Below are 15113 nucleotides of genomic sequence, written 5' to 3' on the forward strand. Positions count from 1 at the left end.
CAACTTGCTGCAGAAGGTCGCCACGCTGTCCAAGCCACGCCGCGAGGCGCCTCGACCGACGAGGTGCGCTGGAGACGGCGTAAGCGCGCGTCGCACAGGCGCGCGCTCGCATCGACATGTGGGTTGCCCTCGTTCCCGCTCATCGCAACGCAACCACCCCCGTGGAGCAAGCGGATTTCACGGCATGGCCGGTTCCCGACGCGCCGCCCGCCGAGGCGCGACGGAATCGGCGGGCGGCGCGGCGGCGCGGCGGCGCGGCGGCGCGGCGGCGCGGCGGCATGGCGGCGCGGCGGCGCGGCGGCGCGGCGGCGCGGCGGCGCGGAAACGACGGCGGCGTCGCTCGCGCTTGACATCCTCGGAAGACGTCCCGCCGCCGACGCCGAGAACGCCGCCTCGCGGCGGCCCCGCCGCGCGGTCGCCATCTCGCCCCCCGGGCGCGGCGAACGGCTGTAACCTGGCCGCGGGCAGGCCGAGGCCCGCGCGGATTCGACGCGGGGGCGGGCCTTTCGGCTGACCACACGGAGCATGCATGGTGTCGACAGGGGCCTTGGACGGCGCGGCCCGGGCGGCGGGGGCGTCCCCGCCGCAGGCGGCGGAGCCGCTGGATGGGGGCAATTACGAGGTCATCCGGCGGAGGCTCGTCGAGCGCGCCGAGGAGCTCGCCCGCCGCGCCGAGGCGCTCAACGCGCGGCGAAAAGAGGTGTTCGGCGGCACGGACCTCGCGCTCCTCGAGAACGCCCGCGTCAGGACCGAGAACAACTGCGTGCCGCGCGACATCGTGAGCATCCGGGGCAAGCTGCTCGTCGGCTACCTCGTGTTCATGGGGCTGAAGGAGGTCAACGTCGGCGACGTCTTCAGCCTCCACCGCTTCGCGAAGGACGGCGGCGCCTTCGACCTGTCCCCCGCGCCGATCGAGGAGGGCGACGCGCTCCTCGGCGACCCCAACTTCGTCAAGGAATTCAAGGACTTCCACCGCTACGTCAAGGAGCCCCGGCTGCTCCAGCTGCGGCGCAGCGACACGCGGCTGCTCGCCATCTTCCAGGTCGGCGCGACCGAGCGCGACACCAAGGTGTTCCGCTGGAGCATCGACGCGACCGGGCGCGTCCGCTACCTCGACGCGCGCGGCGACGAGGACAACGTCCGGCCGCGCGCCCACGACTTCGCCTGGACCCAGGCCACGCGCGACGACCACGTGCAGGGCAAGCACCCGCACGTCGCCGTCCTCGGCGAGATCTTCGTCGAGACGGTCGGCGGCGATCTCACGGTCAAGATCGAGAACAACACGACCACGGGGCTCGGCATCTACCGCGAGCCGGTCGACGACGCGGGCCAGGCGCTCGACGACGCCGACATCCAGTACGCCCGGCTCGGGCCGCTCATCCTGCTCAAGATCAAGCCGTTCCGCGAGCCCTCGTACCGCTACCTCGTCTACAACGGCCGCACCCGGAAGGTGACGCGCATCGACGCGATCGGCCTCGCCTGCCTGAGCCTCCCCGAGGACCAGGGGATCGTCTTCCCGAACGGCTACTACCTCATCACCGGCGAGACGAAGCGCTTCGAGGGCAGCACCGAGAGCCTCGTCTTCGAGCGGGTCATCCGCTCGCCGAACGGGGAAGACGTGCTCTACGTGTTCCACCAGGTCGTCGAGGGGCGCTACGTGCTCTTCCCGTACAACCTGATCCGCAAGGAGATCGCGACGCCGATCCAGTGCCACGGCTACAGCCTCTTCGACGACGGCAAGATGGTGATCTTCCGGGCGTCGGGCGACGAGGCGACCCGCGTCCACCCGATGCAGATCTGGCAGACGCCGTTCATGACCGCGGAGTTCGCGGCGTCGGCGCCGACCGACGGCTCGTACCTCGCGAAGGTGGGCAACGCCGACCTCGTGCGGGGGATCTCCGACGCGCTCAGCATGCGGCGCGCGGCGCTGGACGGGTCGCCGACCCGGCAGACGTACGAGGATCTCATCAAGACCGCCGAGCGGATGACCGACGCCTACTACTGGCTCGGCCACGCCGAGGCGGGCGATCTCCTGTCGGTCGTGGGCGAGCTCCGGGGCGTCTCCGAGAGCATCGTCGACGAGTTCGAGAAGATCGAGGGCATCAAGGCGCGCGCCGCGGCCGCGCTCGCCGAGACCGAGGCGGCGCAGCGGCAGCTGCTCTCCGGGGTGCGGCCCGAGGACGCGGCGAGCGTCGACGCGTTCCTGCAGGCCCTGACCGCGCTGCGGCGGCAGCGGGGGCACCTCATCACGCTCCGCGAGCTCAAGTACATGGACCTCGGCCGCGTCGACGCGCTCGAGGCCGAGATCGTCGCGCGCGCCGACGAGGTGAGCCAGGCGTGCGTGACGTTCCTCCTCGGCGAGCAGGCGTTCCGCCCGCTCTGCGACCGGCTCGCGGGCCTCATCGCGAAGATCGAGGCGGTCGCGAAGTCGCCCGAGCTCGCGCCGTTCGCCGCGGATCTCGACGCCGTGAACGAGGGGCTCTCGGTGCTCGCCGAGATCGTGGCGAGCCTCAAGGTCGACGACCCCACGGCGCGGACCCGGATCCTGGAGGGGATCAGCGAGGTCTACGCGCAGCTGAACCGCGCGCGCGCGACCCTGAGCGCCCGCGGCAGGGACCTGCGGGGCGCGGAGGGGCGCGCCGAGTTCGGCGCGCAGTTCAAGGTGTTCGGCCAGAGCGTCTCCAGCGCGATCGCGGTGTGCGACACGCCCGAGCGCTGCGACGCCGAGCTGTCGAAGCTGCTCGTCCAGCTGGAGGAGCTCGAGGGGAAGTTCGGCGAGTTCGACGAGTTCCTCGGCGAGCTCGCGGCCAAGCGCGAGGAGGTGAACGACGCGATCGCGGCGCGCAGACAGGCGCTGCTCGACGAGCGGCAGCGGCGCGTCTCGAACCTCGTCGCCGCGGCGGACCGGATCGTCCAGGGGGTGGCGCGGCGGGCGCGCACCTTCGCGGGCGTGGACGAGCTCAACACGTACTTCGCGTCCGACGCCATGGTCGCGAAGCTCCGCGATCTCGCGGCCGATCTCCACGCGCTCGGCGACAGCGTGAAGGGGGACGAGGTCGAGGCGCGGCTCAAGTCGGCGCGGCAGGACGCGCTCCGGGCGCTGCGCGACCGCGAGGACCTGTTCGAGGGCGGCGGCGACGTCATCAAGCTGGGCCGCCACCGCTTCAACGTGAGCACGCAGGCCCTGGAGCTCACGCTGGTCCCGCGCGGCGACGGGCTCGCGCTGCACCTCACCGGGACCGACTTCTTCGAGCCGATCGAGGACCCGGCGCTCGAGGGCGCGCGCGATCTCTGGGGACAGGAGCTCGCGAGCGAGACCCCGGAGGTCTACCGCGGCGAGCTCCTCGCGGGCTCGATGCTCGCGGACGCGGAGGCGGGGCGGGGCGGGCTGTCGATCGAGCGGCTGCGCGAGGCGTCGCTCGGCCCTGGCGGGCTGCTCGGCGCGGTGCGCGCGTACGCGGAGGGCCGGCACGACGAGGGCTACGAGCGCGGCGTCCACGACGCGGACGCGGCGCTGATCCTGGAGAAGCTGCTCGCGCTGCGGTCCACGGCGGGGCTCCTGCGCTTCGGCAGCGCGCCGCGGGCCCTCGCGTGCCTGACCTGGGCGGGGCTCGACGCGCGCGCCCGGGATCTCGCGCACCGGCGGGCGCGGAGCCTCGGCCGGCTCGCGGCGCAGCTCGGCGAGAGCGAGGCGCGGGCGGCGCTCGCGGCCGAGCTCGCGCAGGGCGTGGCCGCGGCGGCGGCGGCGCACCGGATCGAGGCGAGCGCGGCGGACGTGCGCGTCGCGGCGCGGTACCTCGTGGAGGAGCTCGCGGCGGAGCGCCCCCGGTTCGTGACGAGCGACGCGGCGATCTCGCTGCGGGACGCGCTGCTCGCGCGCCTCGACCTCGCGGGCGGCCGCGCGGCGTTCGAGGAGGACCTGCGGCAGCTCGAGAAGCACCCGGCCGAGCGGCTGGAGCTCGCGCTCGCGTGGCTGCGCGGGTTCGCCGCGGTCGCCAACGATGGGGGCTCGCCCGGCAAGCCGGGCTCTGCCCCCAAACCCTTGGCCAACGATGGGGGCTCGCCCGGCAAGCCGGGCTCTGCCCCCAAACCCCCGGCCGCGCTTGCCCACCTCGCGCTCGAGGCGGCGGTCGTCGTCGTGACGGAGCGGCACATCGAGCGGGAGCCGAGCGCGGCCGTCACCGAGGCCCGCGTCGAGGGGCTGCTCGGGCAGCACCCGCGCATCAAGGAGCGCGCGATCGCGCTCCGACTCGACGAATTCCTGAGCAAGATCGAGGACTTCCTGCACGAGAGGGCGCCGCGCTACCGCGCCTACAGGAAGGTGCGGAGCGAGATCGCGGAGCGGGAGCGGAAGCGGCTGCGCCTCGAGGAGTTCGCGCCGCGGGTGCTCACCTCGTTCGTGCGCAACCGGCTCATCGACGAGGTCTACCTGCCCCTCGTCGGCGCGAACCTGGCGAAGCAGCTCGGCGCCGCGGGCGACGTGAAGCGCACCGACCTGATGGGCATGCTGCTGCTCATCTCGCCGCCGGGCTACGGCAAGACGACGCTGATGGAGTACGTCGCGAGCAAGCTCGGCCTCGTGTTCATGAAGGTGAACGGGCCGTCGCTCGGCCACGAGGTGACGTCGCTCGACCCGGCCGAGGCCCCGAACGCGACGGCGCGCCAGGAGGTCGAGAAGATCAACCTGGCGTTCGAGATGGGCAACAACGTGATGCTGTACCTGGACGACATCCAGCACACGAACACGGAGCTGCTCCAGAAGTTCATCTCGCTCTGCGACGGGCAGCGCCGGATCGAGGGCGTGTGGCGGGGCCGGACGCGGACGTACGACCTGCGCGGCAAGAAGTTCTGCGTGGTGATGGCGGGCAACCCGTACACGGAGTCGGGCGCGCGGTTCCAGATCCCGGACATGCTGTCGAACCGGGCCGACACGTACAACCTCGGCGACATCCTCGACGGCAAGGAGGCGCTGTTCGCGCTGAGCTACCTGGAGAACGCGCTCACGTCGAACCCGACGCTCGCGCCGCTCTCCGGGCGGGCGCCGGGCGACACGCACAAGCTCATCCGGATGGCGCAGGGCGAGGCCATCGCCGCGACGGAGCTCGAGCACGCCTACTCCGCGGCGGAGGTCTCGGAGATGGTCGCCGTGTTCGAGCGGCTCTTCCGGGTGCAGAAGGTGCTGCTGTCCGTGAACCTCGAGTACATCCGGAGCGCGTCGCAGGACGACGCCTTCCGGACGGAGCCGCCGTTCAAGCTGCAGGGCAGCTACCGGAACATGAACAAGCTGGCCGAGAAGGTCGTGGCGGCGCACACGCACGAGGAGGTCGACCGGCTCATCGACGATCACTACGTGAGCGAGTCGCAGACGCTGACGACGGGCGCCGAGCAGAACCTCCTCAAGCTCGCCGAGCTGCGCGGCCGGATGACGCCGGAGCAGGCGGCGCGGTGGGACGAGATCAAGAAGGGCTTCGTGCGGATCAAGCGCATGGGCGGCAAGGAGGACGACCCGGTCGTGCGCGTGACCGGCACGCTGTCGATGCTGGGCGAGCAGCTGGAGGGCATCCGCGGGGCGATCGGGAAGGCGGCCGCGGTGGCGCAGGCGGGGGACGCGCGGGCGCGGGAGATGAAGCAGTGGCTCGCGCCCGAGATGGAGCGGCTCTCCGCGGCGCTCAAGGGGGCGGCGCAGCCGCGGGTCGACGTGAAGGTCGAGACGGATCGCTCGGTGTCGGAGTTCGTGGGGCACCACCTGTCGCTTGTGGAGCGGCTCGTCGCGCCGCTCGCGAAGGCGACGACACAGAGCGCGTTCGGCATCCGGGCGATCGAGGCGCAGGTCTCGGAGCTGGCGCAGGCGCTCCGGTCGCTCGAGGAGAAGGTCCGCGCGGCGGCGCGCCCGCAGAGCCAGCCGCCGCCGCCGCGCTTCGAGGCGCGGGTCGGGGCGGCGTCGCCGGCGAACTTCTACCGGACGGCGCCCGCGGCCGACGTGGTCGACCACGGCGGCATCTTCGTGCCGACCTTCCGGCCGCCGCCAGCGCGGGGGACGACGGTGGCGCTCACGATCCCGTTCGCGGAGGGCGGCGAGATCGACGCGGTGGGGGTGGTCGAATGGACGCGCGAGGCAGAGGAAGAGGGTCCGCCTGGGTTCGGGGCGCGCTTCGTGCGGCTCTCGGGCGAGCAGCGGGAGCTCGTGGAGGGGTTCGTGCGGCAGCGGGAGCCGATGCTGCTCGGCATGTGAGCGCGCTCGCAGAGACGGCGCTCGAGCGCTCGCCTGGTGACGCCGACGCCGCGCTCGCGCGCGCAGGGCGGAGCAGGGCGCCGTGCGCCGGCGCGGAGGTATGCGGCGCGAACACAGCATCCGAGCTGAGCCGATGCTCGTCCCTCGAACGAGCGGCCGCGCGCGGCGGGCGCCCATCCATGAGGAGTGGAGAGGCCTCCCTCGTGCGTGATATCACCGTCCGGTCGCGGTTCGTCGGTGATGGCCTGGATCCGAAGCCCGCGCTCCGGCGCCGGGCACGCAGGAGCTTCAGCGCATGAAGATGATGACCCTCGGACCCTTTGACGGGAACGCGTGGCTGCTCGGCCGGAAGATCGAGCGGACGGTCGCGGAGTGGAAGGAGCCCGCGCGGCTCGCGATCGTGGCCATGCCGAGCGGGACGAAGCACGAGGACTACCTCGCCGCGGTCGAGGACGCGACGGGCGTTCCGGTGGTCGGAGCCACCACCGGCGGCGCGTCGTTCACGGAGCGCGGCTTCAGCAGGAGCGGGGTGACGTGCGCGTTCCTCGGCGGAGCGAACATCGACGTGGCCTGCACGGCGGCGCGCGAGCTGCGCTCGGATCACGCCAAGAGCATCAGGGCGGCGCTGAGCGACATGGACGAGGCCGTCTCGAGCGGCAGCGGGCGGAGCGGGGCGACGAGCTCGATCCTGGTGCTGGCGGACGCGTTCGCGTGCGACGGCGACGATCTGGTGGCCGCGCTCCGCCAGGGCGTGCCGCCGCACACGCGCGTCTTCGGCGGGACGGCGGGCGACGGGTGGACGTTCGAGGGGGCGCGGGTGTTCCTCGGCCGCAAGGTGCTGACGGACGCGGCGGTCCTCGTGCGCCTGACGCACCGGCAGCGGGTGAACATCGACGTGGTGCACGGGTTCCGCGCGGCCGAGGGCGGGCGGGATTTCACGATCACGGACATCGAGCGGAACGTGCTCAGGACGCTGGACGGACAGCCGGCGGCGCGTGTGTACGAGGAGGAGCTCTCGCGGCTCGGCTTCCGTTCGAGCGGCGAGGGGCTGCTCCAGACGATGGCGAAGCACGCGCTCGGGGCGAAGACGCCGTTCGGCGAGGCGCTGAAGATCAGGTCGCCGATCGCGATCCGCGGGGACGGCGCGGTGGTGCTGACCGGGGGGCTGGCGCGCGGGCAGGTGGTGCGCGTCGTGAACGCGGCGACCGACGCGGTGCTCCAGGCGGCGAAGAGCCTGTCGACGAAGGTGCTGGGGCCGCTGCCCGGGGTGGCCGGCTCGCTGGTGTTCGACTGCGCGGCGCGGTTCCGGATGCTGGGCGAGCGGTACCGCGAGGAGGTGCGGGCGTTCCTCTCGCCGAACGCGGCGTCGAACCCGATGTTCGGGATGGCGTGCTACGGGCAGATCGCGAAGTTCGGGGGGAGCGTCGAGGGGTTCTACAACACGAGCGCTGTCATGGTGGCGTGGGGGGAAGCGGACCAGGCGGCTGCTGGCGGGTGAGCTTTGGGAAGAGGCGGGGCGGATCGTTGGGCGGTGCGGGGGCTTTGCTGAGCTGACCGGCCCGAGGAGAGGCAGCTCGTCGCGCGGAGTGGGGGCCTCGCCGAACTCGCCTGAGCCATCTCTCATCCGGCTTCGCCGGATGAAAGATGGCTATTGGGCTCGAACATCGGCCCGTCCCCCACTCCGCGCGACGAGCTGCCTCTCCTCGGGCCTACGGCCTTGCCAATGAGGGCAAGCTCGAACATCGGCCCGTCCCCCACTCCGCGCGACGAGCTGCCGCTCCTCGGGCCTACGGCCTTGCCAATGAGGGCGAACGCGCTGGTTTGCCACGGATGAGCAGACGAGAGGGGTTGGTCGGCAGACGGACGATAGACGCCTTCGAGGGGCACGGGCGATTGGGCCCGACGGGAATCACGGGGCGCGATGGCAGTCGCGGCACACCCGGGGTCGCCTCAGAATCCTAGCGTTCGGATCGCCTTGCGGATCGTGTCCGCGCTGGCCCGGACGCCCGCCTCCTCCTCGGGGCTCATCGGTATGGGCAGCCGCGACTCGACGCCGGACCGGTTCACGATGCACGGCACGCTCAGGCAGACATCGTCGATCCCACGATAGCCGCTCAGCAGGCTGCTGACGGGCAGCACGCGGTGCTCGTCGCGGAGCAGGGCCTCCAGGATCTTGGCGGTCGCGAGGCCGATAGCGTAATTCGTCGCGCCCTTGCCGGAGATCACCTGGGCGGCGGCGTTCTTCACGTTGGAGAAGATCTCCGCCCGCTCGGTCGCGCCGAGGTGGCCGTGGCCAGGCACGGACCACGCGTCGAGCGGGATGTTCGCCACGTTCGCGCTGCTCCACAGCGGCACCTCGCTGTCCCCGTGCTCTCCCGCGATGTACGCGTGGACGTTCTGCACGGCCACGTCGAGCTTGCTCGCGATGAGGAACCTGAAACGGCTGCTGTCGAGCACCGTACCGCTGCCGATCACGCGGGCGGGCGGGAGGCCCGTCAGCTTGAGCGTGACATACGTGATCACGTCGACCGGGTTCGTGACGAGCAGGTAGAGCGCGTCCGGCGCGACGGCCTGGAGCCTCGGCAGGAGCTCACGGCATATCGCGACGTTCGCGGTGGCGAGGTCCATCCTGCTCTGCCCGGGCTTCTGCTTCGCGCCGGCGGTGATCACGACGACGTGCGCCCCGCGGCAGACCTCGACATCGTCGCTGCCGTCGAGCGTGGCCACCGGGACGAACTGCAGCCCATGGTTGAGGTCGAGCACCTCGGCGTCGACCTTGGCCCGGTTCGTGTCGAACAGGGCGACCTGCTTTGCCACGCCGCGGATCAGGCACGCATAGGCGATCGTCGCCCCGACGCTGCCAGCACCCACGATCGCGACCTTGCTGGGAGAGACGGACTGGTGATCAGGCATGCCGCCGGGGTACCGCGGCGAGGCGGCTGCACCAAGGCAAATCAGGCCGCTGAGCCCGCGCGGACGCGGCGGTGATCGCCCGACGGCGGGGCGGCCGGCGCCACGACCTGAGCCCGCGCAGACGCGGCGGTGATCGCCCGACGGCGGGGCGGCTGGCGCCACGACCTGAGCCCGCGCGGGCTCAGAGGTGAGCGTCCGGCGGCGGGGCGGCCGGCGCCACGACGATCGCCGCCAGGACCGCCGGCGCCGCCCTCGGGTCGGCCGCGGGCCCTGCGGCGCCGGCGGCGGCCCCTGCGGCGCCCTCGGCGGGCCCTGGGGCGCCTGCCGGGGGCCGTATCTCGACGGCGAGGGCCGGCTGCGCCGCGGCGGGGCTGAGCGCCACGCCCTCGTCGCGGCACGCCCGGAAGAACGCCTTCATGACCTCGGACTCCAGGAGATCGTGGCGCTCGAAGTCGGCGATCCAGAACTTGATGACGTAGCGCTGGAAGAGCGGCGTGACGGAGGCGAGCCAGAGCCTGGGCGCGGGCTCGCGGAGCACCTCGGGCACCTCGCCGCAGGCGCGCTGGGCGGCGCGCTCCACGGCCTCGGGGGACGCGGCGAGCGCGACGAGCATCTCGATGTTGCGCGCGCAGTTCCGGTCCGGCGCGCAGAAGTTCTGCACGCGCGCCTTGGCGATGATCGAGTTCGGCAGGATCACGACGTCTCCGGAGAACGTCCGGAGGCGCGTGGAGCGCCATCCCACGTAGATCACCTGGCCCTCGACCCCGTCGACGAGGATCCAGTCCCCGACGCCGAACGAGCGCTCGGAGTGCAGGGCGAGCCCGGCGAAGAGGTTGCCCAGGGTGTCCTGCAGCGCGAGGCCGAGGACCACCGTGATGACGGTCGAGGTCGCGAGCAGCGGCACGAGGTCGACCCCCGTGACCGCGCCGACGATCGAGAGGCCGGCGACCAGGTAGAGGATCGTGAGCAGGAGGTGCCGCACCAGCGCCGGGAGCAGCACCTTCCGGCGCTCGGCGAGCCAGTAGTCGATGATCAGCGTCTCGGCGATCTCGATGGCGAGGTACGCGGCGAGGGTGAGCTCCAGGAGGAGCACGCCCTTGTGGAGCGTGGGCAGCTCTCCCCCGCGAAGGGAGATGAACGCGTGCATCGCGAGCAGCGCGACGAGCATGCGCGCCGGCAGCCGCATGCGGCGGACCAGGAGGTCGTCCAGCGACGTCTGCGTGGCGCCCGCGAGGCGCGAGAGCGAGGCGAAGACCAGGCGGTAAGCGAAGAAGCCGAGCGCGAGGACGGAGGCCGAGAGCGCCAGCGCGACGGGCAGCGAGGCGGGAGAGCGGATGAGGTCGGCCCAGAGCGCGGGGAGCCGGTCGAGGTTCACGCGGCCGAGTCTGCCACAACTCTGCCGCGACCCGCGCGCGGGGATCTGTCGCCGAGCGGCGCCCTGGGGCGTAGACTCCCTCCATGGACGACATTCGCGATATCAGCCACGACGAGGCCCGGGTGGCGGAGCTGGTGCGCTCGGCGCGGCGCGTCGCCGTGCTCGGCATCAAAACCGAGGCGCAGTCGGATCAGCCTGCCTTCTACGTGCCCAGCTATCTGCAGGGCGCGGGCGTGGAGGTGATCCCGGTCCCTGTCTATTATCCTGACGTGAAGACCATCCTCGGCCAGCAGGTCTATCGCCGGGTGGCCGACGTGCCGGGCCCCATCGACATCGTCGATGTCTTCCGACGGGGCCAGGACGTCACCGGGCACCTCGACGACCTGCTCGCCGCCCGGCCGCGCGCCGTCTGGCTGCAGAGCGGCATCCGGAACGACAAGGTGGCCGAGCGGCTGGTCGAGGCAGGCATCCTGGTCGTGCAGGACCGCTGCCTGATGGTGGAGCACCGCCGCCACGCAGGGCGGAGCTGAGGCGAAGAACGTCGTCGAGGACATCGACCTCCTCCGCGACTCCCATCCACGTCGTTCTGCGGCAGCCCGGCGAGGCGCGGCCCCGGAATGTCGCTGCGGCAGCCCGGCAAGGCGCGGCCCCGGAACGTCGAACTCGGACTCGCCGCGGGGCGACTACACCGCTCGGTGCTGCGTCCCCTTGCCGTACGTGATCGCCACGAAATCCCCCGGTTGGTGGACGATCATCCGGTGCCACACCCCTTGCGGCACCGTGCACGCGGTCCCTGCGCGCAGCGCGACGACCCGCTCGCCGCCCTCGTCCTGCAGCACGACGTCGATCGTGCCCGAGAGGAGGTACAGGATCTCGTCCCCGGCCGGGTGCATCTCCCACCGGGCCGTGTCCTCGGCCATGTGAAACCTCGTCACGAGCCAGCCATCCACGCGCTTGACCCGCCGGATGTCGGCGCCCGTCGGCTCGTCGGACATGAGCTCTTGCCAGAACGTCGGCTTCACATCGATCTGCAGCGCGTCCCCGCCCTCCGCGAGGTGCAGGTAGGTGCTGCGGAGATCGAACCCAGGCTGTCTCGGCTCGGCCATATTTCCCTCCCCCGTCTCGACTGAGGGCGTCCATGCCAGCAGGGCTCCCCTACCGCGTCAATCCGCTCTTCCCACCGTCGCCCCCCCCCGGACGCACGCCCGGCGCAGCCGGTGCGTCCCAGGCGCCCCGGCGGGGCCCGCCGGGCTCTACTGAACAAACGCTCCCATCCTGACCGGGACGCGCTACACTGCGCTCGCAGCGCTCGCCTCTTCGCCCGGAGCACTCCGCACCATGCCGCGCCCCGTGAACAACCCTCCGAACCCGTGGTCGTCCACGCAGGTCGAGTACCTCGAAGAGGCGCCCCCGGCGACGCTGCAGATCTTCGAGGAGCAGGCCCGCTCCATCGTGGCCGCGAACGACAGCCCCGATCTTCCTTTCCGGTACAGCGTCAACCCGTACCGGGGCTGCCTCCACGCGTGCGCCTACTGCTATGCCCGGCCGTCGCACCAGTACCTCGGGTGGGGCGCCGGCACGGATTTCGACCGCAAGATCGTGGTCAAGTCGAATGCGCCCGAGCTGCTGGAGAAGGAGCTCAACAAGCCGAGCTGGCAGGGAGACACGATCGTGTTCTCGGGCAACGTCGATTGCTACCAGCCGCTCGAGGCGAGCTACGAGCTCACCCGCCGCTGCCTCGAGGTGTGCCTCGCGTTCAGGAACCCGGTCGGGCTCATCACGAAGGGCGCGCTCGTGCGGCGCGACGCCGCGTTGCTCGGCGAGCTGGCGCGCCGGGCCCGCGCTCGGGTCCACTTCAGCATCCCGTTCGCCGACGACGCGGTGGCGCGCAAGATGGAGCCGTATGCGAGCCGCTCGTCGCTGCGCTTCGCGGCGATGCGGGCGCTCTCCGACGCGGGGGTGCCGACGGGGATCTCGCTGTCGCCGATGATCCCTGGCCTGAACGACAGCGACGTCCCGGAGCTGCTGGAGCGCGCCCGCGACGCTGGCGCGGAGAGCGCGTTCATGATGCCGCTGCGCCTCCCGCGCGAGGTGCTCCCGGTCTTCGACGAGCGCCTCGAGGAGGCGTTCCCGGACCGCGCCGCCAAGGTCCGCCGCGGCATCCAGGAGATGCGCGGCGGCAAGATGAACGAGGCCGCCTTCGGGGCGCGCTTCCAGGGCGCTGGCCCGCGCTGGGCGGCCATCCAGCGGCTGTTCGAGGTCCACTGCCAGCGGCTCGGCCTGAACCGGGCGCGCGTGGGCGACGCGGTCAACGAGGCGGAAGAGCGGTCGACCTTCCGGCGGCCGAGCCGGCAGGGGACGCTGTTCGACCTGTGAGGGTGGGCATGCATGGCATGCCTGGGCCCATCGCGCGACGGAGCTGCCGCCGTGCTCGCGCCGAGCCACCTCGTGTCCTCGCCACGCTCGGCATGAGCCTGCGCGCGGCGCGCCTACCGGACCGAAGACTCTATCCGCGGCTCGGACGCCGTGGAATTCGAGGTTGAATAGGTCTGGTTGCCGTCCTCATCGAAGAACTGCTCTGTGAGGCGATGGTCCTCAAGGGTCAGCAGCGCAAAGCCGTTGCTCACACGGCCCCTGCTGTGCTCGACCGGGGTCTCCTCGAACCAAGCGACCGTCGGGTTCGGCCCGGACCGCAGGGCGTCGAGCCCCCAGGGTCGGCCCTGAGGGATGCAGCCGTGGCCGACGCATCGGCCGTGGATCTGCGCGCCCTGGGCGGCGCCGGGCTGCGGCGTGTAGACGATGCCCGCGTGCGCGTGACCCCAGTACCAGTAGCCGCCGCGAGGGAGCAGAGGGGCCACCTGAGCCCAAAGCGGCGTTGTTCCGGTCCCGTTCAGCACGAGGCCTTCATGGTGGCTGAAGACGACCATCTGTTTTCCCTTGCTGGCCAGCTCGTCCAAGAACGCAAGCTGCCCCTCGTCGAGCCGTCCGACCATGCTGAGCTCGCACCAGTCGGAAAAATAGGCGGAGTCGATGCCCACGAGGATCCACGCGTCGTTCTCGAGAGCGAAGTAGCTGCTCCCCTGCTGCGCGGTAAACGGCGTTCGGCGCCGCGGGTTGAGGGCGATCTTGAAATAGCCTTGCGCGCCTGCGTACATCTCGTGGTTCGAGTTGAGCGCAAAGGAGGTGCCAGGCGCGCCCGGCCAGATGTCGACGAGGTTCAGCCGTTCGCGCGCGAGCAAGCCGCCGAAGTAGTACACATCGCCCAGGTGAATCGTGTAGTCAGGCTTCAGGCGCTCGACCGCTCGCCCGACCCGGCGGCCAGCGAGGCTCGCCGGCCCGCCCCCCCAGTCGCCGAGGAGCGCGATGGTCGTCTTGTTCGGGATCCGGATCGTCTGCGGGTTCGCCGGGAAAGGGGCGTAGATTCGGTCCGAGTAGATCATCCAGGCGATGAGCGACGTGATCCACCCGACGTCGAGCTGCCTGTACAGACCGACGCCCCAGATCGCGCCGTCGTTCGCGACGAAGGGGACGTGATGCAGCGAGCTCCGGATCTCTGCCTCGGCCACGGGATCGAGGGCGGCTTGGCCGAGGGCCGCGACGCCGAGGTCGTGGTTCGCCTGAGAGGCGGCGCCGGCGGTGTTGAGCACGGCCATCGCGTGCCGATGCGCGCGTTCGAGCAGATCGCGCGCACAGTCCCTCTTTCTTGGAGGCAGCGCGTCGAGCGCCCTCCGCAGGCGTGCCCTCGACCAATCGGGAATGTCCATGTTCGACTCCGCGCCTTGCGCTGCGGACGGCCAAGGCTGATAAGATGAAGTTTAGTGTCCCGATCCCTTCACCGCAATTGCCCTTGCGCGCGCCTTGCCGACCCGCCCCGCGCGCGTTGCGTCGTCGTCGGAACCTCTTTCACGCCTCTATCGCGAAAGCGACTGGGCAGCCGGAGATCTGTCGTCCGTCGCGGCGGTTGCGATCGAGCGCTCGCCCATCGCCGCCTCGATGAGGCGTCCTCAGCGAGAGCGGCATGCAGCTGGGGACGCATGTCGTGGAGACCGACGGACAAGCTCTTGCGGAGCGCCTCAAGACGATCGCTGGCGACACGTACGTGGCGCTGGAGGAGGGCACCCAAAGCGCTTGGCTCTACGAGATCGTCTCGCCGCATGCGAAGGATGTTGATAGCCACCCCGATCCGCAGATTTCTGCCTATCAGCGAGCGAGACCCGCGCTCGCTGATGTAGAGCCTCGCGAAGCGAGGCCGGAGGGGTGGGGACCCCGAAAAACGTGGGGTTTCGTGGCGGGAGGCGAATGCCTCCCCCGCGATGACAAGGGCTAAAGTAGCCGAGCAGGCCTCGAAAGGTTGAATGCGAGCGCTGAGCCCCCTCTCACTGGGCGAAAGCCGCCGAAACGGGTCGGATTCATCGATGCGCGAAGACCCGTTTGCTCGCCGGGGTAGTGGACGCAGCACGTACGCACGCAAGGGCACGAAACACGGGAGACCTTGCGCTGCCCGACGTTCACGAGCCCGAGGAGCTCGCCACGCCACGTCATCGTGACAGGGTCGCCTGGATCGCGAGCTCGACGCGAGCACAAATTCGACGA

General features: G+C 71.3%; 8 protein-coding genes. 4 read left to right on the forward strand and 4 right to left on the reverse strand.

Annotated features, from left to right (window positions below; all coding sequences use genetic code 11):
* Positions 1-529: 529 nt before the first annotated feature.
* A complete protein-coding gene (locus tag WMF14_RS29020; protein WP_437791206.1) occupies positions 530-6232 on the forward strand; it encodes a DNA repair ATPase in 5703 nt (1900 codons plus the stop codon).
* Between the two features lie 295 nt (positions 6233-6527).
* On the forward strand, positions 6528-7730 hold the full coding sequence (locus tag WMF14_RS29025) for an FIST signal transduction protein (protein ID WP_437791208.1): 1203 nt from the start codon (positions 6528-6530) through the stop codon (positions 7728-7730).
* A gap of 452 nt (positions 7731-8182) precedes the next feature.
* Here the strand turns inward: WMF14_RS29025 and WMF14_RS29030 are convergent, their stop codons facing one another.
* Together WMF14_RS29030 and WMF14_RS29035 are read right to left on the reverse strand one after the other, a co-directional pair.
* Positions 8183-9145, reverse strand: coding sequence for an L-lactate dehydrogenase (locus WMF14_RS29030; protein ID WP_437791211.1), 963 nt, complete (start codon positions 9143-9145; stop codon positions 8183-8185).
* A gap of 181 nt (positions 9146-9326) precedes the next feature.
* Complete coding sequence (locus WMF14_RS29035) at positions 9327-10520, reverse strand: mechanosensitive ion channel family protein (RefSeq protein WP_437323250.1); 1194 nt, start codon at positions 10518-10520, stop codon at positions 9327-9329.
* Between the two features lie 83 nt (positions 10521-10603).
* Here WMF14_RS29035 and WMF14_RS29040 point away from each other — a divergent pair, with 83 nt between their 5' ends.
* Complete coding sequence (locus WMF14_RS29040) at positions 10604-11050, forward strand: CoA-binding protein (RefSeq protein WP_272094160.1); 447 nt, start codon at positions 10604-10606, stop codon at positions 11048-11050.
* 153 nt (positions 11051-11203) lie between these two features.
* Here WMF14_RS29040 and WMF14_RS29045 read toward each other — a convergent pair whose 3' ends face one another.
* The gene (locus tag WMF14_RS29045; RefSeq protein ID WP_437791212.1) at positions 11204-11626 is read right to left on the reverse strand and encodes a cupin domain-containing protein; all 423 of its coding nucleotides are present in this window, start codon (positions 11624-11626) and stop codon (positions 11204-11206) included.
* 232 nt (positions 11627-11858) lie between these two features.
* Here WMF14_RS29045 and WMF14_RS29050 point away from each other — a divergent pair, with 232 nt between their 5' ends.
* Positions 11859-12896 (forward strand): PA0069 family radical SAM protein, encoded by a 1038-nt coding sequence (locus tag WMF14_RS29050; protein WP_437791214.1) that lies wholly within the window; start codon positions 11859-11861, stop codon positions 12894-12896.
* A gap of 113 nt (positions 12897-13009) precedes the next feature.
* Here the strand turns inward: WMF14_RS29050 and WMF14_RS29055 are convergent, their stop codons facing one another.
* Positions 13010-14284 carry a metallophosphoesterase family protein gene (locus WMF14_RS29055; protein ID WP_437791216.1) on the reverse strand — a complete coding sequence of 425 codons (1275 nt, stop codon included), beginning with the start codon at positions 14282-14284 and terminating at the stop codon, positions 13010-13012.
* Positions 14285-15113 lie beyond the last annotated feature (829 nt).

It is taken from the genome of Sorangium sp. So ce693, assembly GCF_051521375.1.
Taxonomy (GTDB): Bacteria; Myxococcota_A; Polyangia; order Polyangiales; family Polyangiaceae; genus Sorangium; species Sorangium atrum.

What these genes read in the sequence shown, in the direction of transcription:
- WMF14_RS29020 (WP_437791206.1), top strand. Translation starts at nt 530, where the DNA reads ATGGTGTCGACAGGGGCCTTGGACGGCGCGGCCCGGGCGGCGGGGGCG.
- WMF14_RS29025 (WP_437791208.1), top strand. Translation starts at nt 6,528, where the DNA reads ATGAAGATGATGACCCTCGGACCCTTTGACGGGAACGCGTGGCTGCTC.
- WMF14_RS29040 (WP_272094160.1), top strand. Translation starts at nt 10,604, where the DNA reads ATGGACGACATTCGCGATATCAGCCACGACGAGGCCCGGGTGGCGGAG.
- WMF14_RS29050 (WP_437791214.1), top strand. Translation starts at nt 11,859, where the DNA reads ATGCCGCGCCCCGTGAACAACCCTCCGAACCCGTGGTCGTCCACGCAG.
- WMF14_RS29030 (WP_437791211.1), bottom strand. Translation starts at nt 9,145, where the DNA reads ATGCCTGATCACCAGTCCGTCTCTCCCAGCAAGGTCGCGATCGTGGGT.
- WMF14_RS29045 (WP_437791212.1), bottom strand. Translation starts at nt 11,626, where the DNA reads ATGGCCGAGCCGAGACAGCCTGGGTTCGATCTCCGCAGCACCTACCTG.
- WMF14_RS29055 (WP_437791216.1), bottom strand. Translation starts at nt 14,284, where the DNA reads ATGGACATTCCCGATTGGTCGAGGGCACGCCTGCGGAGGGCGCTCGAC.